This is a genomic window from Shewanella frigidimarina (assembly GCF_003797125.1).
GTDB classification, from domain to species: domain Bacteria; phylum Pseudomonadota; class Gammaproteobacteria; order Enterobacterales; family Shewanellaceae; genus Shewanella; species Shewanella frigidimarina.
In genome coordinates, this window is the sequence record NZ_RKKE01000001.1 from 420427 (window position 1) to 445341 (window position 24915).

27 protein-coding genes are annotated in these 24915 nt (G+C 41.3%); 13 read left to right on the forward strand and 14 right to left on the reverse strand.

What is annotated here, in order from left to right:
* The first annotated feature begins 14 nt into the window (after nt 1-14).
* Together EGC86_RS01845 and purT are read left to right on the forward strand one after the other, a co-directional pair.
* Nucleotides 15-650 (forward strand): peroxiredoxin-like family protein, encoded by a 636-nt coding sequence (locus EGC86_RS01845; RefSeq protein WP_123776449.1) that lies wholly within the window; start codon nt 15-17, stop codon nt 648-650.
* 325 nt (nt 651-975) lie between these two features.
* Entirely contained in the window at nt 976-2166 is a 1191-nt protein-coding gene (gene purT / locus EGC86_RS01850) for a formate-dependent phosphoribosylglycinamide formyltransferase (RefSeq protein WP_123776450.1), read from the forward strand.
* An 84-nt stretch (nt 2167-2250) separates the two neighbouring features.
* On the opposite strand, the gene EGC86_RS01855 is transcribed toward purT, so the two are convergent.
* From EGC86_RS01855 to EGC86_RS01875, 5 genes are all read right to left on the reverse strand, one after another.
* Nucleotides 2251-2517 carry a hypothetical protein gene (locus EGC86_RS01855; RefSeq protein WP_123776451.1) on the reverse strand — a complete coding sequence of 89 codons (267 nt, stop codon included), beginning with the start codon at nt 2515-2517 and terminating at the stop codon, nt 2251-2253.
* A 272-nt stretch (nt 2518-2789) separates the two neighbouring features.
* Nucleotides 2790-3743 carry a D-2-hydroxyacid dehydrogenase gene (locus tag EGC86_RS01860; protein WP_123776452.1) on the reverse strand — a complete coding sequence of 318 codons (954 nt, stop codon included), beginning with the start codon at nt 3741-3743 and terminating at the stop codon, nt 2790-2792.
* 46 nt (nt 3744-3789) lie between these two features.
* Complete coding sequence (gene djlA, locus EGC86_RS01865; protein WP_011638516.1) at nt 3790-4563, reverse strand: co-chaperone DjlA; 774 nt, start codon at nt 4561-4563, stop codon at nt 3790-3792.
* A gap of 59 nt (nt 4564-4622) precedes the next feature.
* Nucleotides 4623-5321 (reverse strand): N-acetylmuramate alpha-1-phosphate uridylyltransferase MurU, encoded by a 699-nt coding sequence (murU, locus tag EGC86_RS01870; RefSeq protein WP_123776453.1) that lies wholly within the window; start codon nt 5319-5321, stop codon nt 4623-4625.
* On the reverse strand, nt 5318-6346 hold the full coding sequence (locus EGC86_RS01875) for an aminoglycoside phosphotransferase family protein (protein WP_123776454.1): 1029 nt from the start codon (nt 6344-6346) through the stop codon (nt 5318-5320). The genes murU and EGC86_RS01875 overlap by 4 nt, the downstream gene beginning before the upstream one ends.
* A 143-nt stretch (nt 6347-6489) precedes the next feature.
* Between EGC86_RS01875 and lptD the strand changes: the two genes are divergently transcribed.
* The 7 genes from lptD (at nt 6490) to EGC86_RS01910 (ending at nt 15475) form a co-directional block, all read left to right on the forward strand.
* Nucleotides 6490-8790 (forward strand): LPS assembly protein LptD, encoded by a 2301-nt coding sequence (gene lptD, locus EGC86_RS01880; protein ID WP_011638519.1) that lies wholly within the window; start codon nt 6490-6492, stop codon nt 8788-8790.
* Between the two features lie 144 nt (nt 8791-8934).
* The gene (gene surA / locus EGC86_RS01885) at nt 8935-10239 is read left to right on the forward strand and encodes a peptidylprolyl isomerase SurA (protein ID WP_011638520.1); all 1305 of its coding nucleotides are present in this window, start codon (nt 8935-8937) and stop codon (nt 10237-10239) included.
* 9 nt (nt 10240-10248) lie between these two features.
* Entirely contained in the window at nt 10249-11232 is a 984-nt protein-coding gene (gene pdxA, locus EGC86_RS01890) for a 4-hydroxythreonine-4-phosphate dehydrogenase PdxA (RefSeq protein ID WP_123776455.1), read from the forward strand.
* 9 nt (nt 11233-11241) lie between these two features.
* Complete coding sequence (gene rsmA / locus EGC86_RS01895; protein ID WP_102036414.1) at nt 11242-12048, forward strand: 16S rRNA (adenine(1518)-N(6)/adenine(1519)-N(6))-dimethyltransferase RsmA; 807 nt, start codon at nt 11242-11244, stop codon at nt 12046-12048.
* A gap of 48 nt (nt 12049-12096) precedes the next feature.
* On the forward strand, nt 12097-12477 hold the full coding sequence (apaG, locus tag EGC86_RS01900) for a Co2+/Mg2+ efflux protein ApaG (RefSeq protein ID WP_102036413.1): 381 nt from the start codon (nt 12097-12099) through the stop codon (nt 12475-12477).
* A 3-nt stretch (nt 12478-12480) separates the two neighbouring features.
* Nucleotides 12481-13299, forward strand: coding sequence for a symmetrical bis(5'-nucleosyl)-tetraphosphatase (locus EGC86_RS01905; RefSeq protein ID WP_123776456.1), 819 nt, complete (start codon nt 12481-12483; stop codon nt 13297-13299).
* 154 nt (nt 13300-13453) lie between these two features.
* Complete coding sequence (locus tag EGC86_RS01910) at nt 13454-15475, forward strand: HAMP domain-containing methyl-accepting chemotaxis protein (protein ID WP_011638525.1); 2022 nt, start codon at nt 13454-13456, stop codon at nt 15473-15475.
* A 473-nt stretch (nt 15476-15948) separates the two neighbouring features.
* On the opposite strand, the gene EGC86_RS01915 is transcribed toward EGC86_RS01910, so the two are convergent.
* The 7 genes from EGC86_RS01915 to rplU all read right to left on the reverse strand — a co-directional run bounded on the left by EGC86_RS01915 (nt 15949) and on the right by rplU (nt 20133).
* Nucleotides 15949-16335, reverse strand: coding sequence for a DUF3718 domain-containing protein (locus EGC86_RS01915; RefSeq protein WP_123776457.1), 387 nt, complete (start codon nt 16333-16335; stop codon nt 15949-15951).
* A gap of 97 nt (nt 16336-16432) precedes the next feature.
* Nucleotides 16433-16915 (reverse strand): type 3 dihydrofolate reductase, encoded by a 483-nt coding sequence (gene folA / locus EGC86_RS01920; RefSeq protein WP_123776458.1) that lies wholly within the window; start codon nt 16913-16915, stop codon nt 16433-16435.
* 19 nt (nt 16916-16934) lie between these two features.
* Complete coding sequence (locus tag EGC86_RS01925; RefSeq protein ID WP_011638528.1) at nt 16935-17405, reverse strand: threonine/serine exporter family protein; 471 nt, start codon at nt 17403-17405, stop codon at nt 16935-16937.
* On the reverse strand, nt 17405-18163 hold the full coding sequence (locus EGC86_RS01930) for a threonine/serine exporter family protein (protein WP_011638529.1): 759 nt from the start codon (nt 18161-18163) through the stop codon (nt 17405-17407). The genes EGC86_RS01925 and EGC86_RS01930 overlap by 1 nt, the downstream gene beginning before the upstream one ends.
* A 20-nt stretch (nt 18164-18183) precedes the next feature.
* Nucleotides 18184-19350: an Obg family GTPase CgtA gene (gene cgtA / locus EGC86_RS01935; RefSeq protein ID WP_011638530.1), complete on the reverse strand. Its 1167-nt coding sequence runs from the start codon at nt 19348-19350 to the stop codon at nt 18184-18186.
* A 200-nt stretch (nt 19351-19550) separates the two neighbouring features.
* The gene (gene rpmA, locus EGC86_RS01940) at nt 19551-19805 is read right to left on the reverse strand and encodes a 50S ribosomal protein L27 (protein ID WP_011638531.1); all 255 of its coding nucleotides are present in this window, start codon (nt 19803-19805) and stop codon (nt 19551-19553) included.
* Between the two features lie 16 nt (nt 19806-19821).
* On the reverse strand, nt 19822-20133 hold the full coding sequence (gene rplU, locus EGC86_RS01945; protein ID WP_011638532.1) for a 50S ribosomal protein L21: 312 nt from the start codon (nt 20131-20133) through the stop codon (nt 19822-19824).
* A 403-nt stretch (nt 20134-20536) separates the two neighbouring features.
* Here rplU and ispB point away from each other — a divergent pair, with 403 nt between their 5' ends.
* Nucleotides 20537-21508, forward strand: coding sequence for an octaprenyl diphosphate synthase (gene ispB, locus EGC86_RS01950; RefSeq protein WP_011638533.1), 972 nt, complete (start codon nt 20537-20539; stop codon nt 21506-21508).
* Between the two features lie 117 nt (nt 21509-21625).
* On the opposite strand, the gene ung is transcribed toward ispB, so the two are convergent.
* Nucleotides 21626-22288: a uracil-DNA glycosylase gene (ung, locus tag EGC86_RS01955; RefSeq protein WP_123776459.1), complete on the reverse strand. Its 663-nt coding sequence runs from the start codon at nt 22286-22288 to the stop codon at nt 21626-21628.
* A gap of 88 nt (nt 22289-22376) precedes the next feature.
* Between ung and EGC86_RS01960 the strand changes: the two genes are divergently transcribed.
* Nucleotides 22377-22928 (forward strand): prepilin-type N-terminal cleavage/methylation domain-containing protein, encoded by a 552-nt coding sequence (locus EGC86_RS01960; RefSeq protein ID WP_123776460.1) that lies wholly within the window; start codon nt 22377-22379, stop codon nt 22926-22928.
* A 70-nt stretch (nt 22929-22998) separates the two neighbouring features.
* Nucleotides 22999-23325 carry a DUF3144 domain-containing protein gene (locus EGC86_RS01965; RefSeq protein ID WP_011638536.1) on the forward strand — a complete coding sequence of 109 codons (327 nt, stop codon included), beginning with the start codon at nt 22999-23001 and terminating at the stop codon, nt 23323-23325.
* 196 nt (nt 23326-23521) lie between these two features.
* Here EGC86_RS01965 and EGC86_RS01970 read toward each other — a convergent pair whose 3' ends face one another.
* Nucleotides 23522-24139 (reverse strand): LysE family translocator, encoded by a 618-nt coding sequence (locus EGC86_RS01970; RefSeq protein ID WP_102037814.1) that lies wholly within the window; start codon nt 24137-24139, stop codon nt 23522-23524.
* A 137-nt stretch (nt 24140-24276) separates the two neighbouring features.
* On the opposite strand from EGC86_RS01970, the gene EGC86_RS01975 reads away from it, so the two are divergent.
* On the forward strand, nt 24277-24810 hold the full coding sequence (locus EGC86_RS01975; protein WP_123776461.1) for a thioredoxin family protein: 534 nt from the start codon (nt 24277-24279) through the stop codon (nt 24808-24810).
* Nucleotides 24811-24915: the final 105 nt, after the last annotated feature.

Genomic DNA, 24915 nt, shown 5'->3' on the forward strand with positions numbered 1-24915 from the left:
TATAAGGACTTATCATGTTAAAAACTCTGCTTATTGCCACAGCACTTACGTTAACCAGTTTAGCCAGTGTGGCTAAGCCCATTGCCAGTGACGAGAACAATGTCATGCCACTGCTCAATGGTCACCAAATACCTGCAGTAACCCTGCTAGATGTAGATGGTAAAGCGGTTGAACTCAGTAAACTTGTGTCCCAAAAGCCGACTATATTCTTCTTTTACCGTGGCGGTTGGTGTCCATTTTGTAATTCGCAAATGGGTCAGTTAAAAGCGATTGAACCAAAACTACTTGAGATGGGTTTTCAATTAGTAGGCATTTCACCTGACACGCCAGAAAAGATGCGCGCGTCGATAAATAAACAAGAACTCGATTATTTATTGCTGTCAGATACGTCAATGGCGGCATCGCGAGCATTTGGTTTAGCCTATTACACCAGTGCAGATATCACTAAAAAATATACCGCCAGTTTAGCGGTAACCAATGAACTGTTTACTACCCCAGGGGGTGACAAACGCTTAGTGTTACCCGTGCCTGCTGTCTATTTGGCAGATAAAAGTGGTTTAGTTCATTTTCAATATGTGAATCCAAACTACAAGGTTCGCCCTGCGCCAGAGCTAATTTTAACCGCTGCTGAGTTACTCGTTAAACCTTAGTTAACGCCAAATTCAAATAGAATCTAGCCAACATTAATTCAATAATGTTGGCTTTTTTAACTTACTCTTTTGAGTCAGCACTCTCTAATTCAACACTATAGTGTTATGGCACTTACCCAATCACACTTGGTGTTTTCAACAATTACCCTTCTAAACACCGATACATCTAGACTTATCGTAATAAAATACAATCTTTCATCACAAAAAACCTCGAAATACATGCGCTTCTAGCCAATGATTGATTTTTATATTGGATTTTTAATACCTCATCTCGTTACACTGTTCTGTATATAAGAATATCCCTACACAGAGGCTGTAAATTACCATGTCTATTACTACTACATTTGGCACAGCAAATACTTCTGGCACGATTAAGGCGATGCTATTAGGTTGCGGAGAGCTCGGCAAAGAAGTTGCCATTGAGCTACAACGTTACGGAATTGAAGTTATCGGAGTTGATCGCTATCCCAATGCCCCTGCAATGCAAATTGCCCATCGTTTTCATGTGATTAACATGCTGGATGCAAAAGCATTAAAAGATGTTATCGAGCTTGAACAGCCAGATTTAGTGATTCCAGAAATTGAAGCCATTGCCACCCAAACGTTAGTGGAACTAGAGCAGCAAGGTTTGCATGTAGTACCAACCGCTAACGCAGCTAAACTCACCATGGATCGTGAAGGTATACGCCGACTTGCGGCAGAAACGTTATCAATACCAACATCAAAGTACTTTTTCTGTGACACTCTAGCTGAATTTGAACAGGCCGTTACCGACATTGGCATTCCATGCGTGGTTAAGCCAGTAATGAGTTCGTCTGGTAAAGGCCAGAGTGTGATTAAGTCAGCACAAACCATTCAGCAAGCATGGGCTTACGCCCAAGAAGGTGGTCGTGCAGGTAAAGGACGAGTGATTGTTGAAGCTTTTATTCCCTTTGACTATGAAATTACCCTCCTGACTATCAGTGCCGTCAATGGGATTCACTTTTGCGAGCCAATAGGTCACCGCCAAGAAGATGGTGATTATCGTGAATCATGGCAGCCACAAGCGATGTCGGCGGCAGTGCTACAAAAAGCCCAAGCTATGAGTCAAAAAGTGGTTGAAGCCCTTGGTGGTTATGGTTTATTTGGAGTCGAGTTGTTTGTAAAAGGTGATGAAGTGTATTTTTCTGAAGTGTCGCCAAGGCCACATGATACAGGTTTAGTGACCTTAATCAGCCAGGATTTATCTGAGTTTGCCTTGCATGTACGTGCGATTTTAGGATTACCAATAAGCAATATTGTGCAGCATGGTCCTAGTGCTTCTGCGGTTATTCTTGCCGAAGGCACATCCACCAATATCCGTTACCAGGGTATGGCTGCCGCCTTAGCGCCAGCCGATACTCAATTACGCTTGTTTGGTAAGCCAGACATTGATGGCCGCCGCCGCTTAGGTGTAGCGCTAGCCCGCGATAACTCGGTAGAACAAGCGGTCGAAAAAGCGAAAACCGTTGCCAGTCATATCAAGGTACTATTTTAACGTCATTGAATATTGTTTTAACGTCACTGGATATTATTTTAACGTCTAACTTAATGATGAACTAAGCCGTGGAATATCTGCGGCTTAGTTTTTTGCTTTAGGCATTGGTTTAGGTAGAGGTTTATCCGCTAAATGAAAGTGCACTAACATCAATAATCGAAACAGCGCTTTAAGTTTAAGATCTTGATCAAGCTTACCCATGTGAATCAGTTTTTTCAGTACCGTTATTTTTATGTACAGTTTTTTAATCAACACGCCGCTTGGCTCACCTAGGTATTTATCGAACTCTTTATAACCGTCAATAGTTCGCGGTACTAACTTAGCCTGACGAATATGTAATCCCGACAGCATCGCTTTATCAAACGCTTGAGTTTCTAGCCCCTTGATAATGTCGGCAGCACTGAATTTTGCACCAAGCCATCCACAATAAAATGAATATTCGATTCAATTTCAAATTGCAGTGCATGAGTGTCATGAAGCACGTTATCAAATCTTGTACGTTCTTTATCGACAAAATCAAACAAGATTTTCAGAGTGACATGTGCAGATCCCGTTCAGGGCTCAATGCTGAATACTAAAGTTTTACACTCAACACATTCAAAGTGAGTGATGAGTGCTCGTGTTTAGTCGTTAATTCGATTCAACACTTTACCTTGTTGAAAATGGCGTACATTTTCAACCGCAATATTGAGTAGATTTTGTCTAGCTTGTAATGTCGCCCATGCAATATGCGGCGTGATAGTAATGTTGGCTGCACTAAGTAGTGGGTTATTGCTACTGGGTGGCTCTGTCGATAACACGTCAACTGCCGCAAAGCCGTTACCATTATTTAACCACTGGGCTAAATCGGTTTCATTAATCAAGTCGCCGCGAGCGGTATTCACTAATAAACAGCCCGGTTTAAGTAAGCGTAAACTGTCGCTATTGATCATGGATTTGGTTGCGGCACTCAGCGGACAATGCAGCGAAATAATATCGGCTTGTTGAAGCACAGCGTCGCGTTCACACCATTGAATAGCATCAGGTAAATTGGTTTTAGGTTTAGCACTGGTAATCAACACTTTCATACCAAACGCGGCACCTAAATGAGCAACCTGTTGGCCAATATCACCATAACCTACAACACCCAGCGTGAGGCCTTTTAATGAAGTTAAGGGTGATAAGGTAAAACAAAAATCTCGTTGCGTTACCCATTGTCCTTGTTTTACGGCTTGATCATGTAAAGCAACTTGTTGCTTATGATGTAAAATATGGGCAAACACCATTTGTGCTACGGCATCGGGGCCATAAGCAGGAATGTTAGTGACAACAATCCCCTGCGCTTTTGCTGCATCAACATCGACCACATTGGTTCCAGTGGCTAGAACACCGATATAGGTTAATGCGGGCAGTTGCTTTAAGGTCGCGGTACTCAATAGGGTTTTATTGGTCAGTGCGATTTGCGCACCTTGGCAACGACTGACGATTTGGTCGAGTGTTGTATGGTCGTAAATATCGCATTCGCCTAATGCTTCAAGCGCTTGCCAACTCAAATCACCCGGATTAAGTGTATAACCATCTAATACTACTATTTTCATTTACGGCCCCATTCCATTGCTTACAAAAATACGTTATTGGCTTGCGCTAACGCATTCCTCTAGAGGTTTTAATGCGCTCATAAGCGGCTTGAATATCTTGTGCTTTGGTGTTGGCTAATTCCATCATCTCTTCAGGTAAGCCTTTAGCCACAAGCTTGTCTGGATGATGTTCATTCATCAACTTGCGGTAAGTTCGTTTTACGTCTTGATCGCTAGCAGATTCTTGCACGCCTAGCAGCACATAGGCATCAGTAAGCGGCATTTTATTACCTTGCGGCGACTGATGATGACTAAACTCAGCTTGCCAACGCGCCAGTAAAGCATCCAGTTGTGCAGCAAGGCCAAGCTTAGTGGCAATAACAGACAATATTTGCTTTTCATTGGCATGTAATTCACCATCGGCCAAGGCAGTTTGAATTTGGATTTCCAAGAACATTTGCGCTAGCTCAACCCGCCCTTGAGTGGCTTGTCGAAACAGTTCTAGCTGCTTTAGCAAATCAAAATCTGCTTGGCGACCTTGACGAAAAGCCGTTTGCGCATCGATACGTGACTGACCAGACAACTTCATTTGATCCATTAACATGGTAGCAATACGAATATCAGTTTCAGTCACTCGCCCTGACGCTTTAGCAACATGGCCCATTACGGCAAATGTAGAATTAAAAAACATCGCCTGACGTTCACTGCCTTTGCGCATTATCGAGGTTAGTCCTTGACGCCTGTCAAAAGCATGGCCTAACCATAATCCTAAAATCGCACCAAAAAACCGCCCGAACATATACCCAATGATAAACCCAAAAACTTTACCCCAAATTCGCATGTTGTTTTCCACTACGGTTAATAATTAATACATAACTAGCCATCATCAGATGGCGTAGCTTAAAGCGGTAACAGAGTCTCTATATCGACCAAGCGACGCTGTAATTTATCCAATCGCTCAAGTGTGCCGACATCGCACCAATAAGCATCAAAATGCTCACCTTGTATTTGTTGCTGGCCAATGGATTGTTTAAGCAAAGGACCCAAAGCCTGTTTACCTTCAGGCAACTGACTAAATAATTGAGGATGATAAATCCCCAGTCCAGCAAACGTTAACCTTTGTTCATCGCTCAAGGTTAATTTCCCTTGAGCATCAATAGCAAAATCACCCTGTTGATGATGTTCTGGATTATCCACTAACCACAAATAAGCTTGTGCTTCACCTTGGCAAACGCGCTGATAAGCCAAGGTGACGTCGGGCAAGTGATCGATAAATATATCACCATTGATAACCAAAAAAGGTTCGTCCCCCAACCAAGGTAATGCTTGCTTGATACCCCCAGCAGTTTCTAACGCTGTGGTTTCTTCGCTATAGTTAATCTGCAAACCCCATCGACTACCATCACCTAGCATTTCAGGTAACTTATGCCCTAACCAAGCTTGATTAATCACGACCTCAGTCACACCAATTAACGCGAGTTTTTCTAAGTGATATTCAATTAAAGGTTTACCTGCAACACTCACTAATGGTTTAGGTAAGGAGTCTGTTAACGGGCGCAAACGCTCCCCACGACCTGCAGCCAGTATCATCGCTTTCATGTTTGGCTTACCGCCTCATGAGTATTTTTGTGGTTTACTAACGGTAAAATCACCTTGTGGATCCACAAACTAAAATCGGCAATTTGTGGGTATTTCATCCCAATATCTACGACATATTGCAAGGTTAATGGAATATCAGCCAGATAACCGCGCTTACCGTCACGATGATATAACCGCGCGAAAATCCCCGCAGCTTTGATATGGCGCTGTAACCCCATTAAATCAAACCACTTTGTATAGGAAGCAAAATCAACATTTTCATCAATCAATTGATGATCTATAGCAAGCTGATAATGATATCGCATCAAGTGATTAACGATATCGTCCGGCCAACGCACGTAACAATCGCGCAGCAATGATACCGCATCATAAGTCACTGGCCCATGCACAGCATCTTGAAAATCTATCACTGCTAGCGCTTGATCATTTATCAGTAAATTACGGCTATGGTAGTCACGATGCATACCCACTTTCGGTTGCGCGAGTATATTGTCTGTTAAGGCGGAAAACGTGGTCGCAATCATTTGCTGCTCATTGTCCGTTAATACGTAATCTAAATGCTCTTTTAGTAACCAATCGACAAAAATAGCTAATTCTCTTGCCACGAAAGTATCATCGTAATCTGCTAACGGTCCATTGTCGGTTTCCGTTACCGTAGCAATGATCGGCAATAAGTTTAATGCCTGCTTATAGTAGTCGGTTACATTGTCTTTATTCAGTACCGACAAGAGCTGTAATTCGCCCACATCAGTTTGTAAAACAAAACCATAATCATTGCAGGTTGCAAGCACTTCGGGTACCAGTAATCCTGCATGTTGATAAGCTTTAGCCATTGCCAAGAATGGTGCTATGGGTACTAAGTCGATAGGTGAATCTGAAACGATATAATCAATGCCTTGATGATGAAGACGAAAATAACGTCGAAAACTGGCATCGCCGCAGATCAAGTTAATGGCAACTTTATCGCCGAAATATTGGTATAACCAGTTACTTAACGCGACAAATCTTGGGTCAGATAAAATCATCTCAATGGCTCTTAACGAAAAATTGCTTTATTATAGCCAGCATAACATTTGGAAACAGCTAAAGAATGGAATGTTTCATCTAGCTGAGTATCTTTTTCTCTCCAAAACTTTCCGGAATCAGAATTCATAAATTATTGACAACAATGCAGATCCGTTATTTTCTGGCACTAAGCCTACTCCCAAATATCGTGTTGGCTGATGAGCCAACAACGACCGAAGCGCCTTCATTGCAATGCGTTGTTGCTCCTCCTGTGTCTCGTTCATTCGAAGACCGTGAGGCATTAACCGGCATATCAGACGATCAAATTGTTATCATTAGTGATCACTCCAGCGTTGCTTACAATAATCAAGCTGAGTTTTCGGGTGATGTCAGTTTCAGCCAAGGACTTCGTCATATTGCGGCTGATAACGCTGTATTAGATCAAAAAGAACAACGCTTAAATGCAGACGGTAACCTTATCTTTAAAGACGAGTTATTTACCGTTACGGCAGATACCTTAGAAGCCCAGATGAGCACCAATAACGCCACCCTAAAAGGCGCTCAATATTGGCTACATGGGCAACAAGTGCATGGCGATGCTGAAAAACTACAAATCACTTCAGACAATAATCTATTGCTAACAAAAACTAACTTCACTACCTGTCCTCCTGGTGACGAATCATGGTTACTCGAAGCTGACATGATCAAAATTGACAGCAAAGAAGAATGGGGTGAAATTTGGAATGCCAAGCTGCGTATTGCCAATATTCCAGTGTTATATATTCCGTATATGACTGTACCTGTATCGGATAAACGTAAAACTGGTTTCTTATTCCCAAGTTTTAGTACCAGCACCACTAACGGTGTAGAAGTTAGTACTCCGTATTATTGGAATATCGCGCCAGAGTTTGACTTAACTTTCACACCAGACTTCATGTCTTCGCGTGGGCTATATACCAAAACAGAGTTTCGCTATCTTGCTGGAGAACAGCAAAATGGTCAGTTCAATGTTGAATATTTAGGCAGCGATAGTAAGCTAACGTCTAATGCTGACCGTTATTTGTATCACTGGAGCCATCAAGGCGCAGTTAACAAAAACTGGCGAGTGAGATCAGACTATACCGATGTGTCCGATAACAATTATTTCAACGATTTAAATTCTGACGTTAATCAATCAACCGATAACCAGTTATCACGGATCGGTGAAGCCAGTTATTTTGAACGCGACTGGGACTTCAACATGCGCGTGCAAGATATTAAAGTGCTTGGCGAAGATGAAAAACCATATCAAGTAATGCCACAGTTAAACTTTAATTATCGTTCTGCAGACATTTTTAACACTATCGATTTTAAATTTAATTCAGAACTGACCAATTTCCGCCATCAAGATAACGAATATAATACCGCAACCCGCTTACATTTAGTGCCAAGCTTAATTTGGCCGATACAAGGGCCTGCAGGTTCATTTACCAGTGAAGTTAAATTACTGCAAACTCAGTATTGGCAGCAAAATATAGACGAAGACTCAACATTAAACGACAGTATAAGCCGTACGATCCCGCAAGCGCGTTTACATGGCCAGGTGAATTTTGAGCGAGCAACCCAATTGTTTGATGAACAATACCGTCAAACCCTGGAACCTCAAATTCAATATCTTTATGTCGGCTATGAAGACCAATCCAATATTGGTATTTATGACACAGCACAATTGCAAGAAGACTATTATGGTTTGTTCCGCGATCGCCAATATTCAGGCTTAGACCGTGTTGCAGATGCCAACCAATTTACTTTAGGTTTTACTACTCGTTTATTTGATCAAACTAACCGCGAAAAACTCAAGTTTAGCGTAGGTCAAATCATGTATTTAGAAGACTCTAAAGTCAGTATTGACGATACGTACGAAGAAACTGCCCAGTCAACATCGGTATTAGCGGCTGAATTAGATGCCCAATTATACAACGATTGGTTTGTGAGCGGTTCAGTGCAACACGACACAGAAACGGGTGAAAACAAAAAGAATGAAGTCACTTTGGATTATCGTCCAAGTAGCGACCGATTATTGCAGTTAAGCTACCGATATGTACCCGACTTATTAAATACTAACACCAATGACCAAGTTGATATTTCCCAAGCTGGCGTACGTACCTCGTGGCCTATTAGTGACAACTTATATTTTGTCGGCAACTACTATTACGATCTCAATGAATCTCGTAATATTGAAACTTACACAGGCGTACAATATGAGTCATGTTGCTGGGCATTGCGCTTAAGTTATCATTATCGTATCAAAACCAACTATGACGATGATTTATCAGAAAGCATTGATGGACGCGAAGAGTTTGAAAGCGGTGTTTACCTAAACTTTGTCATTAAAGGTTTAGGTGGTTCAGGTCCGTTAGGGGTAGACGACATGTTAAATGAAGGCTTATTTAACTACCGTAAACCACTTTACTTGAGGAATTAGCATTCTTTTGTGATAGATTGCTGAACCTAGCGACAAACTCATAGTCCAATAACAACAAACATGCTGTTGAGTATGAAGTAGTAACCTTATTTTGGCGATGTATTGCCAGTTTATATTGAATCGAATGTGCCAAGGATTTTGTGGATGAAACACAGTAAAAAAATAATTTTTGCATTACTAGCGTTAGCTATGAGTAACACCAGTATGGCTGCGCCAATGCCATTAGATCGCGTATCAGTACAAATTAATGATGGCATTATTCTTGAGAGTGAAATCACCAACATGGTTTCAACTGTTAAAGCCAATGCTAAAGCAGCGAATCAAACCTTACCGTCTGATGATGCCTTGCGCACTCAGGTAATCGAACGTCTCATTTTAACTCATTTGCAAATGCAAATGGCTGAACGTATCGGCCTGCAAATTGGTGATTTACAATTAGACCAAACGATTGAAAATATTGCTAAAGAACAAAAAGTAACCGTTGCGCAAATGCAGCAGACTATTGAAAGCGAAGGTACGAGCTTTAGCCAATATCGCGAACAGTTACGTCAAGAAGTCACCCTAGGTGAAATTCAGCGCATTCAAGTGCAACGCCGTATTCAGGTTTCACCACAAGAAATTAGTGGTTTAGTGAAATTGATTCAAGAACAAGGCTTAAAAGATGTTGAGTTTCAAATTGGTCACATTCTAATTGAAGTACCAAGCAACCCAACGAGCGAACAACTTGAAGGTGCTAGCCGCCGTGCAGAAATCGTGCTTAAACGTTTAAACAATGGCGATGATTTTCGTAGTACCGCTATTGCGTCTTCATCAGGTCCTAAAGCGCTAGAAGGCGGGATCTGGGACTTTATGAACATTAACGAAATGCCAACCTTGTTTGCTGAAGTTATCAGTAACGCCAAAAAAGGTGACATAATCGGTCCGATTAAATCGGGTTCAGGCTTCCATATTATTAAAGTAGTCGACACTCGTGGTTTACAAACCCAAGAAGTTGAAGAAGTAAAATCGCGCCATATCCTGTTAAAGCCATCTCCGATATTATCGGAAGATCGTGCTAAAGCGATGTTGGCTAACTTTTTAGCTCAAGTTCGTGCAGGTGATGCTGATTTTGCTAAATTAGCCACTCAGTACTCTGAGGATCCTGGTTCTGCAGCTAAAGGTGGTGAGTTAGGTTGGGCAGACCCAAGCATGTATGTGCCAGAATTTACTCAAACACTAGCCAGTCTTCAGGAAGGCCAATACAGTGAGCCTTTCCGAACTACTCATGGCTGGCATGTTGTCCAACTTGAATCGCGTCGCAAAACAGATGCAACTGAACAATTTAACAGTAACCGTGCTCATCAATTAATCTTCCGTCGTAAGTTTAATGAAGAGTTACAAAACTGGTTAGACGAAATGCGCTCTGAAGCGTATATCGAAATCGTTGAGCCAGAAAGCAAACGAGGCTAAGCAAAATTAATGACTAAACGTATTGCCATCACTCCCGGCGAACCAGCTAGTATTGGTCCCGACTTAGTCATCAAACTCGCTCAACAGGCATGGCCTGTTGAGTTAGTTGTTTGTGCCGACCCCAATTTACTCATGACACGAGCAAAAATGCTTGGACTGCCTTTACAACTCAGGCCGTATCAACCATCGCAACCACCGAAGCCGCAAACGGCAGGCACATTAACCATTGCTCCTTTTGCATTAGCTGAAGAAGTTGAGTGTGGTGTACTGAATGAAGCTAACAGCGCTTATGTAGTAGAAACCTTGCGCTACGCCGGTGAAAAAAATATGTCGAATGAATTCGACGCGGTTGTTACCGGTCCTGTGCATAAAGGCATTATTAACCAAGCAGGTATTCCGTTTAGCGGTCATACCGAATTTTTTGCACTACAAGCCAATTGTGCAGATGTCGTCATGATGCTTGCAGCCCCAGGGTTACAAGTGGCGCTAATGACCACACATATACCATTAGCTTACGTTGCAAAAGCCATTACCCGCGACAGACTGCATCACATTATTACCATTTTGCATCGGGAATTGGTCAGTAAATTTGGTTTAGGTTCACCCAAAATTTATGTGTGTGGACTCAATCCACATGCAGGAGAAGACGGCCATTTAGGCCGTGAAGAAATTGATACCATCATACCTGCGCTCAACGAGTTACGAGAACAAGGCATGGATATTGTTGGCCCGTTGCCAGCCGATACCTTATTCCAACCTAAGTATCTTGAACAAGCTGACGTAGTATTAGCTATGTATCATGACCAAGGATTACCTGTGCTTAAATCATTAGGTTTTGGCAAGTCGGTCAATATCACCTTAGGTTTACCTTATATTCGCACCTCAGTCGATCACGGCACCGCGCTAGAATTGGCCGGCAGTGGTAAAGCGGATTGCGGCAGTTTTACCTGTGCATTAAACAAAGCCATCGAATTGGCCTCAAAAAGTAAGTAACCCATTTTAATGAGTAATAAAGTACATTTAGGCCACACGGCCAGAAAGCGTTTTGGACAAAACTTCTTAACTGATCAAGGCGTAATTAGCAGCATAGTCGGCGCTATTGCACCTGATAACGATCATGTAATGGTTGAGATTGGGCCCGGTTTAGGTGCATTAACTGAACCTGTTGCAGATATGATTGATAACCTAACCGTTGTTGAATTAGATCGTGACTTGGTGAAACGCTTACAATATCACCCAGTACTTAAAGACAAACTGACCATTCACCAAGGTGATGCGTTACAGTTTGATTTTGGTCAGTTGCAACAGCCTGGCAAGAAAATGAAAGTGTTCGGTAACCTTCCTTACAATATTTCAACGCCACTGATGTTCCATTTGTTTGAGTTTGCAGAACAAATAGAAACGATGCATTTTATGTTGCAAAAAGAAGTGGTTTTGCGCTTATCAGCAAGCCCTGGTACCAAAGCTTATGGCCGTTTAACGGTGATGGCACAATATTATTGCCAAGTAGTACCAGTATTAGAAGTGCCACCAACAAGCTTTACCCCTGCCCCAAAAGTTGATTCTGCAGTGATAAGATTATTGCCTTTTGAAGTCAAACCTTGGCCGTGTAAAAATGTTGATGTATTAAGACACCTAGTCACGACAGCATTTAATATGCGCCGTAAGACTTTGCGTAATAATTTAAAAACCTTACTGTCAGACGAAGACTTTGCAGCACTGCAAATTGATGCGAGCCTGCGGCCAGAACAAATTAGTGTCCCACAATATGTGGCAATGGCTAATATGCTGTGTGACAAAAAAGATTAATTATAAGGGCATGCATATTGAGCATGCCCTTTTGCTTTAGGACATAATATGAGCCAAGTTGAATCGCCTATTAAAATTAAAGTCGACACCCAATACTTAGAACAACAATCAGATGTCGCCGATAATAAATACCTATTTAGCTATACCATTACCATCATCAACCTGGGTGATAACAAGGTGACTCTTAAAGACCGTCATTGGATTATCACTGACGCTGACGGCGAACAGAATGAAGTAAAAGGCCCCGGTGTTGTAGGGGAAACCCCCACAATTGCACCTAATACGGCTTACCAATATACCAGTGGCACTGTGATGGAAACGCCAGTGGGCTTTATGCAAGGATCTTATGGTATGGAAAATCATAAAGGCGAGCGATTTTTAGCAACGATTCCGCCTTTTCGTCTTGCTGTTCCTGGGATATTCCAATAAGTCATGGCACACTATTTTGTCGGTGATATTCAGGGGTGCTATTCAGAGTTACAACTATTGTTACAAAAAGTGGCTTTTAACCCGTCCAAAGATCAACTTTGGGCCGTGGGCGATCTTGTGGCAAGAGGTACTGAATCGTTAGCAACACTCCGTTTCTTCCAGTCGTTACAAGATTCAGCAAAAGTGGTACTGGGCAATCATGACTTACATCTTTTGGCTCTGCACGGGAAATTGAAGCGGCCCCATCCACAAGATCATCTTGATGAATTACTCAACGCTCCTGATATTGATAATTTAGTCAATTGGCTCCGCAAACAACCCTTAGTCAGAACCTTACCTGAACACAATATCATCATGACCCATGCTGGTGTGCCTCCACAATGGGATATAGCAATCCTTGAACATGAAGCTGAGCAGGTCAGTTTTGCATTACAGCAAGATGATTATCTAAGCGCATTAATTGCCAAAATGTACACAGAAAATGCTGAGCACTGGTCTCCATCTTTGCACGGTATCGACAGACTACGTTATTGTATCAATGCATTAACACGTATGCGTTTTTTACACCTTGATGGTCGTCTTGATTTTAAATGCAAATTACCGCCTAGCGAACAGCATTCTACCGAGTTACGCCCATGGTTTGAGTTTGCATCTAAAACAGCGCCGCAAAACACCCTTATATTCGGTCATTGGGCGGCGTTAATGGGCCAAACAGGTAAACCGCACGTTGTCGCATTAGATACAGGTTGCTGCTGGGGAGAGCATTTAACATTATGGCATCTTGAAAAGAATGAAATAATTACCCAAAAAAGGTTAATTTAACGTTAAACTAAAGTACCATTTAGCCGATAGTTAAATGTAGAATTTATTACGCTTGCCTGAGAAACAATCGCCCTTTAATAAATTCAATATCGTGATATGCGATAACACATACAAGATAAAAATCAGGATCAAATAATAATAGCCGGAGTACTGTATGAAAATTAATGTAGCGACCAGAGTCATTGGCGGTTTTACCGTGGTGACACTGTTATTGATGGTCCTCGGTGGCGTGACTATGCTGAGTAACAACAGTATTAAAGACGGGACGACTATTCTTAAGACGATCAGCCTACCTGCACTTGAATCAACGAGTATCTTAAGTGAGAATTTAAGCACCCAACAAATTGAAGCATTACTTGCTTATTACAGTACTCATTCATCAAAAATTCCAGCAATAGAAAAAAGACTCACTGACTTAGATAACGCATTTGAAAAAGATCTAGCTCGCTTAAATAATTTAGTAAGCAAACAGAATCAACTTACTGCGCCGTTGGCAGCGTTAACTAAAAGCTACGCAGTATATGAAGCGAGTGCTACAAAAATGCTCGTAGAGCGCGAAAGTGCCCTAAGCTTGCAAGAAAAATTACTCAAAATGCGCAGTAACCTTGAAAATGCTGCAGACGACTCATCATCTATTTTATTAGACATCATCGACCTAGAAACTAGTGAAGATCAAACTGAACGCAGTTTGGCCGCATCAGCCAGCCTCGTTGATAGTACATTTATCAATATCATTACCACAATTTATGATTTAGTCGCCTCAACCGAACAAAGCAAGTATGACCTAATCATCAAAGAACTCGATTACATGGTCAGTGAAGCTTCATCCAAATTGGATCATATTGGCCGTCAAGGCAGTGGTATTGTCAGCAGTTCAATTTTAGAAGATTTAACCACAGAAAGTGCAAAAGTCTTTAAGTTACTAAAAGGCAGCGACTCACTTTTAGCCCTAAAACAACAACAATTAAATCATGAGTTTGCTGCTGCTAAACAGTTAGCAGATACGCAAAGCTCAGCCAAAGACGTCAACAAAAAAATGACCGTGTTAGCAAAATCAATCGACACGTTCGCGGGAGATATCAGCACTACAGCATTAGAAATTATTGATTCTGCAGCCATTAAAACGCTACTGGTGGTATTAACCGCCATCATCGTCGCCATTATTGTCAGTATTGCTGTTGTTAAACCACTGACCCGCTCGTTAGAGAAAGTCAATAAAGCCTTAAATGTTCTAGCATCGGGTGATTTAACCCATAAATTAGATGACACTGGCCATGATGAATTCGCAGAATTAGCCAAAAACTGCAACCGATTAGTCGACAGCCTACGGAGCCTTATTGTTGGTATCGTTGATCGTTCAAATCAGTTAGCTGCTGCGGCAGAAGAAACCTCTGCGATTACCTCGCAAACCACTATTGGTATTCAAGAACAAAAGAGTCAAGTGGACCAAGTTGCTGCGGCAACCACGGAACTGAGTTCAAGTGCACAACAGGTATCAATGAGCGCCGATCAAGCACTGAATGAGATTAAACAAGCTGACCAAGAAACACAGCATATGCGTACGCTTGCAGAAGAAAGCAAAAATACCATTCTTGCTCTTGCTGAAGAAGTTGCTAAAGCTGGTATTGTTATTAATAAAGTCCATTCCGACAGTGCGTCAATCGGCTCTATTTTAGATGTGATCCGTGGGATTGCAGATCAAACTAACTTACTTGCCCTAAACGCTGCTATTGAAGCCGCTAGAGCTGGCGAACAAGGACGAGGCTTTGCCGTTGTTGCTGATGAAGTACGTAACTTAGCGTCACGCACCCAACACTCAACCAGTGAAATTCAGCAGATGATTGAAGTATTGCAACTTGGTACGCAAGAAGCCGTTGCGGTTATGGAATTAGGTCGTACTCAAGCAGAGAGCTGTGTTGAAAAGAACGAACAATCAAATCTAGCCTTAGAGACCATTAGTAAGTCAGTTCACCGAGCCTTTGATTCTGGTAACCATATTGCTCAAGCTGCTCAAGAGCAAAATATCGTTAGCCAGCAAGTTTCAGAGAAGCTCGAACATATTGCCTCTATTTCAGAAGAAACCTCGATAGGTGCAGATCAAACCGCACAATCAAGTCAGCAAGTCGCTATGCTTGCTGAAGAACTGCAAGCCTCGGTACGCGAGTTCAAGGTTTAATCTATACAATATAAGTTAGTATTCACAAAAGGCCCTTTGGGGCCTTTTTATTGCCTGTAATATTTGATTACGGGTAACTTACACTCAGATGATAAATGAAATAAATAGATTTATAGATAGCAGAATATGATGCCTGAAGCAGTAGCAGAGCAGCCAACTGAGTGTGCTTTTAACTTCTGTTCGTAACGCGTAGTAAGCCTTTACTGTAATAGATAGCTCAACCCTGAATGAATAGTTTGCTTCTGGATTGATAGAAAATGAATTTTAGAGCGAATTTATGGGCAAATGGCAGATTGATAGTAAGCAGACTAAAAATTAAAACAAAAAGAATAAATAGACATGTATAGGACGGGTATTATAGTTATTGCTAATCAACATAATGGGTGAATTATCGACATAAAAAAATGCCGATAATTACTTATCGGCATTTTTAATTTACATTGACTGACTTATACGATTACACATCGCCAGAATTAGCCACCAACGCGCTCTTTAATCGCGGCAGTAATCGGGCTACCATCATGACCATTAGCAAGAGCCCATTCAAGAATGGTTTTGCCGTCAGCCTCAGGAACAGCTAAATCAGTTGAAGGTAGACGCTTTGCGATAAATTCACCGACATCATTGGCATTTGAATTGTAGGCAGTACGCAATAAACTGCTGCCATCACAAGAAATACCTGAATAAACATTACGTAATTTAACACGACTTTCTTTCATCTTTTTACGTAAACGACTTTTGTCGTCTGATTTTACATAATCACAAATATTTGCAACCAATTGATCTGTATCGGCAATAGCAGGGGCTGACACAAAAGATGCTGCAATCAGGGCTGCAATAGCTACAGGCAATAGACGCATCTGACACTCCTTTATATTTTATAGTTATATAGCTATGTATAGAGATCATGCTTTAGATCACTTCTACATATTAATTTCAGGGTTAAACCCGACTAATTTAACATTTTTTAACTAAAGTGTTAAAGCTATATTGCAATCCTTTGTCGTTTGTTGCAGTTACTGAGTTCTGTAAATCCCAAGAACCATCATCCCAAGCAGGAAATACCGTGTCACCATCGACATCGACATCAATTAGCGTTAGATATAATACGTCAGCTTGATGCAATAGTTGTTGGTAAAGTTGACCACCGCCAATCACCACAATTTCTTCACAATCACCCGCAGCTATAATAGCTTCATCGAAACTTTTTACACAGGTAATACCTTCAATACTCAACTGACTATTACGGCTAATCACTATATTGTGGCGCCCCGGTAATGGTCGACCAATTGACTCATAGGTTTTACGCCCCATAACAACAGGTTTAGACAAGGTCATCGCTTTAAAGTGGCGTAAATCTTCAGGTAAATGCCAAGGCATTTTATTGTCTTTACCTATAACTCTATTGTTGGCCATTGCGGCAATCATTGCGATACGCATTGAAGCTAAATCCTTATGGTTAAATAATCGGTCTGGTGCGGTAGTAAAGCAAACTTGGTAACGCTAACCCTACGGCCAGCGCGCCTAGGATAAATACTGTTTTTAAACCGTTGACGATGACCTGAGCTGTTAGTTCGGGACTAACCTGACTTTGTGCCGTGAGTTGAATTAATGCTATGACAGTATTGAATGCATACGTTCCTGGCACCATGGGAATAATGGCAGCTACAGCGTACATTAATGGTGGGGCAAGGTGACGTTTAGCAAACTGAATAGTAATCAAGCCAACAATAGCTGCTGCGATAAATGTCGCCCATTCAATTGGCATTGAAAAATGTAATAAAAAAGTTCTTGAACTGTGGCCGATAGCACCTGCAATGGCACAATAAATTAAATAGCGTTTAGGGACATTAAACACCATCGCAAAACCAACCGCAGGTATCGCCGAAAAAAATGCATCATGCAGCAACAAACTTAGAAAGGATAACATTAAAAAATCCCTCCCATTTGCATCGCGATCGTAATGCCAATAACCGATGCTAAGGTTAATAGGGTTGCATGACCCCAACGGGAAATACCCACATTCATGTGGCCCTTAACCATATCAGAAATGGCATTAATAAGCGGAAACCCTGGTACTAGCATCAACACGCTTGCCGCCATTGCGGCTTGAGGTGTTTCAGAGAGAGAGCCAAGATAGCCGATTTGAGCAATAGCCGTGATCACAAATGCAGTCAGTGAGAAGTTAACCAATAAATTAAAATGTCGAGATGCCAGAAAAAGACGTACTATCATTCCAACCGATGAGGCAAAAAATGTGATTAAGCAGGCCATCATGTCCCCATCAAATAAATGACAGAAACTTGCGCATGACAAACCTATCATAGGAACTACAGCAATTGCGGGATATGTTTTAGGAGAAATATGAGCGAGACGTCTACGAACTTCATTGGCACCATAAATGCCCTTTTCGGCTAGTATACAGATTCGCTGAAGCTCACAAATCACCATCATATTAATGCCATGAGCACGAATACGACGGGTTGTGGTAATGCATCGACCGTGTACCAAGCTAGTTAATACTAATGCATTGGATGATATTGATAATTCAATGCTAGCAATACCGAGCGCTTTACCAAGGCGCTGACTAATCTCTTCAACGAGATCAGACTCAGCACCATATGCCAGTAATAGCTGCGCACAGCGCACTACAAGGCGGGTAATTTCATTTTGGCTATCTTCGTACACGATGTCCTCAAATGAGTTCTTTAACGCTGATATATAACTTCTACATCATAGTCATCATCATCAAAATCTTCGTCAAAGTCATCATCATAATTTTCATTAGCGTTTTCATCTTCAGCGCTATGATAATTATCCCATTTGAATTCAACATCAGCATCTGCGGTAATTTCTTCCACAATAGCTGGTAAACTTCTAATGTAGTCAAGCATCTTGATACTTAACTCTTCAGTACCAGTTCGATTGTAAGCTGACATAGTATAAACATCACCTTGCCAATCTAACTCTTTGACAATACGATCAATTTTAGCTTGTATCTCTTCATCTAGCAGTAAATCGGTTTTATTAAATACTAACCAACGCGGTTTTGCCGCTAGCTTTGGAGAGTATTTCTCAAGTTCACCGACAATTGCACGAGCAGAATAAACTGGGTCTACGCCATCAATAGGTTCGATATCGATAATGTGTAACAACATACGGCAGCGTTCAAGATGCTTTAAGAAACGAATACCTAAGCCAGCACCTTCAGCAGCACCTTCAATTAGACCTGGAATATCGGCAATAACAAAGCTTTGGCCTGGACGCGGATTAACCACACCAAGGTTTGGCACCAAAGTCGTAAACGGATAATCAGCAACTTTAGGCGTAGCACGTGATACTGAACGGATAAAGGTTGATTTACCTGCGTTTGGCATTCCTAATAAACCCACATCAGCAAGTAACAATAACTCAAGTTTAATTGAGCGTACTTCACCTGGGGTACCTAATGTTTTTTGGCGCGGAGCACGGTTAGTACTACTTTTAAAACGGGTGTTACCTAAACCGTGGAAACCACCTTTAGCAACAAGAAGCTTTTGTCCATTTACAGTAAGATCGCCAAGTGACTCTTCTGTTTCTTGATCGATAGCACGAGTACCTACTGGTACTTGCAGAACCAAATCACTACCGCCATGCCCGGTACAATCACGACCACGGCCATTGGTGCCACGTTCAGCCATATGAAAACGAGTAAAACGATAATCAATCAGCGTGTTCAAGTTTTCGTTAGCTTGCAGGTATACACTGCCGCCATCTCCGCCATCACCACCGTCTGGACCACCATCTGGTACATATTTTTCGCGTCTAAAACTCACGCAACCGCTTCCGCCGTCACCTGCTTCTACGCGAATATTCGCTTCATCAACAAACTTCATACTGACTCCTGACGCCACTTAATCTGTAATTATAATCCCAAATCACTGGAATTTGCAGGAAAGCGCTGAAGATAGCATTCATCACGATATCGCCTACTGCATATAAACAAAATCATCAAACTATCAACAACAGTTTAATGATATAAAAAACACAAAAGCCCCACCATAGGCAGGGCTTTCGAGATCTAGCTTAGAAAGAATTAAGCTTCGATGCTAATAAACTTACGGTTATTAGGACCTTTAACTTGAAACTTTACTTTACCGTCTGTTAATGCAAACAAAGTATGGTCACGACCAATACCTACGTTTACACCAGCGTGGAACTTAGTACCACGTTGACGAACGATAATGTTACCAGCTAGAACTGATTCACCACCAAAACGCTTAACACCAAGACGTTTACTTTCCGAATCGCGGCCGTTACGAGTACTACCGCCAGCTTTTTTATGTGCCATGAGTTAGACTCCTAAATTATGCGCTAATCGCAGTGATTTTAACTTCGGTGAACCACTGACGGTGGCCCATCTTCTTATCGTGATGCTTACGACGACGGAACTTGATAATAGTTACCTTTTCGCCGCGACCGTGGCCAACTACTTCAGCTACCACTTTACCGCCAGCAACTAAAGGAGCTCCAACGTGTACTGTTTCACCATCAGCGATCAATAAAACTTGATCGAATTCTACGGTTTCACCAGTAGCAACTTCTAATTTTTCTAAACGAACTGTATGACCTTCAGCAACACGGTGTTGCTTTCCGCCACTTTGAAAAACAGCATACATGGCTATTTTACTCCAAATGACTAACACACTAACTCATATTATTGACGAGACTAGGTGCTAAAAAACTTTTAATGACAATGGGCGCGGATTCTACGCGAAGAATTATCATCAGGCAAGTCTTAATTCACTATCAAATAAAAAAGACCTTATTACTGCACACTATTCATTAATAGCTAATGTGCCTTCTTTAAAATTTAGTTAACATGGCCATGTTCATTTATACCTAAGTTTTATAATTAAATTGGTCAGAATCCTACTAACTATCGTAAAATCAGGATTCTGTATGTTCAATTGTGGAAATACATACTTTGAAAAATAGCACTGATATCCTGTAAGATATGCGCTCTAATTCGATATGACTAATTAAGGGTGCAAGCCTGTCGCCCAACAACCAGAGACTATTATGGATTTAAACGCCATTCGTCAACTGGCTGACACTGATATGCAAGCAGTCAATCAGCTGATATACAAACAACTTGAATCTGATGTAGCCCTAATTAATCAATTAGGCTTTTACATTATCAATGGCGGTGGTAAGCGTTTACGTCCGTTATTATCAGTATTAGCCGCACGAACCGTTGACTATCAAGGCGAGCATCACCTTAAACTCGCGGCGATCATCGAGTTTATCCATACTGCGTCTTTGTTACATGATGATGTCGTTGATGAGTCGACATTGCGTCGCGGCCGTGAGACCGCCAATGCCTTATTTGGTAATAGCGCTAGCGTGCTCGTAGGTGACTTTTTATATACTCGTTCATTTCAAATGATGACCGAGCTCGAAAACATGAAAGTGCTGCAAGTCCTTGCTCATACCACTAACGTACTTGCAGAAGGTGAAGTGTTACAGTTAATGAACTGTAATGACCCTGATACCACTGAAGCTAACTACATGCGGGTTATCTACTGTAAAACTGCAAAATTGTTTGAAGCGGCAACTCAGTTAGCCGGCGTATTAGCCAATGTGAGCCCAGAGCAAGAACAAGCATTAGCTGATTACGGTAAATATCTCGGCACAGCTTTTCAATTAACTGATGATTTACTGGATTACACAGCTAACGCTGACGAACTAGGCAAAAACATTGGTGATGACCTTGCTGAAGGCAAACCAACATTACCGCTAATTTATGCCATGGAAAACGGTTCTGATACAGCTAAAAAACTGATTCGAGATGCTATTGAGCAAAGTGATGGCACCAAAGCGATTGATGAAATTCTAGTAGCATTAGAGGAGTCTGGTGCATTAGTTTATACTCAGGAGAAAGCTCAAGCAGAAGCACAGAAGGCCATCGATGCACTCACTGTTTTCCCTGACAGCGACTACAAGCAAGCACTCATTTCGTTAGCTCATCTGTCGGTTAATCGCAGCAGTTAATAGTAATTAACAGTAGTGAGTAACAATCAGTTATTAACTGCATAATCCATCATGAATTCATTTTTGATGTTGATGCATAAAAAGGTGTGAATACTAAATTCACACCTTTTTTTATGATCAAACTTGCCAATTTATGGCTAGGTTGCCTTGTTCAATTAATAATTGATTAATACTTGAAAAGTGACCGCAACCAAAAAAACCTCGGTAAGCAGATAATGGCGATGGATGCGGGCCGTTCAATACATGATGATGCGATGCCGTAATCAAACGACCTTTCTTGATAGCATGATTTCCCCAACACACAAATATAATCGGCGAAGGTTGTTGGTCTAATCGCAGCAATACATTATCAGTGAATGTCTCCCAGCCAGATTTAGCATGTGAATGAGCTAACCCCTGTTCTACCGTCAGTACCGTATTTAATAGTAAAACACCTTGCTCAGCCCAAGAGCTTAAATTGCCATGTTCGGGAGTCACAAAGCCTTCAATATCATCAGTTAATTCTTTATAGATATTCGCTAATGATGGAGGCGGTTTAATACCTTTTTTAACCGAAAAAGAAAGCCCATGAGCTTGACTAGGCCCATGGTAAGGGTCTTGCCCCAGTATCACGACTTTAACCTCTGAAAGCGGCGTTAAATCAAAAGCAGTAAACACTTCATCATCAGGCGGATAAACGGTTTTATTATCGGCCCTTTGAGAGGCTATAAAGTGTTGCAAATGTTGATAATATTCCTGAGATTGTTGTTGCTCAAACAACTCTTGCCAATGGGAGGTCATTCAATGAATTCCTTAAAAGTAAGCGATAAATTAGTGAACGGCTCAGTCTTTAGTTACTATTAACAGATTAATCACCATTACGAATAATATGATGCCATTACGTAATAATAAAAGCACCGCTAAAAGTGGTTTTACCCTTATTGAACTCGTCGTTGTTATTATCATACTTGGGATCATCGCTGTTATCGCTTTGCCGAAATTCATCGATTTAGGCCAAGATGCTAAAATCGCCAATGTAAAAGCAACTGGCGGAGCATTTTCTTCAGCAATAACCTTGGCTCATTTGAAGTGGGCCGCGATGGGGTATTCTGGCCCAGCAGATAATTTAGCTATTTTCAGTCAAGCCGGAACCGATGGCGAACTGGATATGAACCAATGGGGCTATCCTGCACAGAATTATCCACCTTACGAAGCCTCTCCAAGACTGAATAACGTTAATGACTGCCTTTCCGTCTGGCCTACTCTGTTGCAGGATGGTCCAAGCGTTTCGAGTAGTGCAGATAAAGATTCATCTGATTACCAAGCGGAATATATCAATCCAGATCAATGCCGATATAACTACAACTCGCTATCACTTATGTCGATATATTATGACTCACGTAACGGCCAGGTCTTGGTAGATTCAGATCCCAATAGCTAATTTTTTACCTGATATTTTCCAATAAAAACGTTACACTCAATGGAAAATTAACTCACAAAAAGTGGATCTGATGTCTGAAGCCAAACCAGAATTAACAATGTATCAAATAGCTGACCAATTTATTGCCCTAGCCAATCAACTAAGCCAACAAGAAAATGATATTGGTAAAGTGGGAACAGCAATGAGATTTGCTTCAGCACGCTTTAATGCGTTCGAAGCCTCAATTAAATCAGCTGATCTTGCTGCTGAAAAAGATCATGCATTAGCTTGGTTCTCTGATGAATTTAAAGCCATGCTAAAAGAAAACTTAGAAGATCATATTGCTAATCCTCCTGTAGCGGCACCGCAACAAGAGCAAAAAAGCGATGATAGCGTGCAAATGTTTAAAGGTGCCTAGCATTCGCTAACAACGTCACTGATAATTAGCCGTTAATCAATAATCCCTACCAGAGATCTGGTGGGGATTACTTTTTTTAAAATCAGGCACATTTAACACTCCCCATCACTACTTACTATTTTCTCTGTTCGCTTTAACAACTAAACCTATGCATAACCAGCATAATTAATCACAGTAACCCGATTAGACATCGGTGTTATAACAGCGTGTAAATAACCCTAATAGAAAGTAAAATCAATACAATACCTGAGAGTCTATCAATCAACTTTGCCTTTTCACGTAACTTAGGTAGTACAGCAGAATGTGATAACACAAATGCGATAACGGTATACCACAAGCCATCAATAATTAACGGGGTAAATACAATTAATGCTTGGCCAGTGGTCGTTTGTGCAGCCAAGACAAATTGGCTAAATAAGGCTAGAAAAAACAATAATATCTTAGGATTAAACAGTGAAATAGCTAGCCCGTCACGAGCTGCAACCCATAAACTAGTGGCTTCCCCAGCGGCTAACTTTTGCTGCATCCCGCCTTTGGAACCCAGCGCTTGAATACCCATCCAAGCTAAGTAAATTGCTCCGATTATCGCTATGGCATTAAAAATTAATGGAGATGCTTTTAATATTGCCGCTAAGCCTAATAAAGTCACCAGCGCATACACGCCAATACCAATTGAATGCGCCCAAGCACACACTACACCGTGTAATCTTCCACCACTGAGTGTATGCCTCACTACCATGGCTAAACTCGGGCCTGGAGACATAGCACCCAAACAGCATATCGCTAATAGTCCCAGCCAAGTACTTAACGTCATAACACCTCTTTAAATTACAGTTAGTCTATCTATAATCTTTGTACAAAAACAATTTTAACAACCAGTTAAGTATGCGCTGTTAATGTCGCGTCACTTATTAAGTGATGAATATGATAACGTATTTACCGAGGAAACCTATGACCACATTAATGCTGATATTACTCTTGGTTATTTTTAGCGCTGTAGTGATATTGATTTGGGCTAAAATAAAAGGCAAATCGATTCCGACCTTAGTGATAGCCATGCTCATTTTCATGGGGTTCTGTTTTGCGGGGATCATAGCATTTGTTAATAAAGGTGAAGACTATCAAGCATATCAAACATTGAATTGGCAGCCACTTGAACCTGAAAAAATTGCTACCTATGTTGAACAAGGCAATATTGTGTTTGTTGATATTACAGCCGACTGGTGTGTCCCTTGCCAAACCAATAAAGCCAACGTGCTTCATCGCGAACAAGTCGTAAATCAATTAAACCAACAACACATTATCCTCATGCAAGGTAATTGGACTCAAGCAGATACCGTCATTGAACAGTATATGGGACAGCAAGCGGCTGCTGGCACGCCGTTTAATAAAATCTACGGCTCATCCTACCCTGAGGGTATTGAGTTGCCTAAAGCGCTGATTATCGACGATGTGTATCGAGCATTGGCTTTGGTCGTCAAATAAAATACTTAATCTTCAAAAAATATTTAGTCTTCAAGAAAAATTCTTAAAAAATGCTCTCAATAAAAAAGACTGCCGAAGCAGTCTTTTTAGTTTTTGATTGGTTTT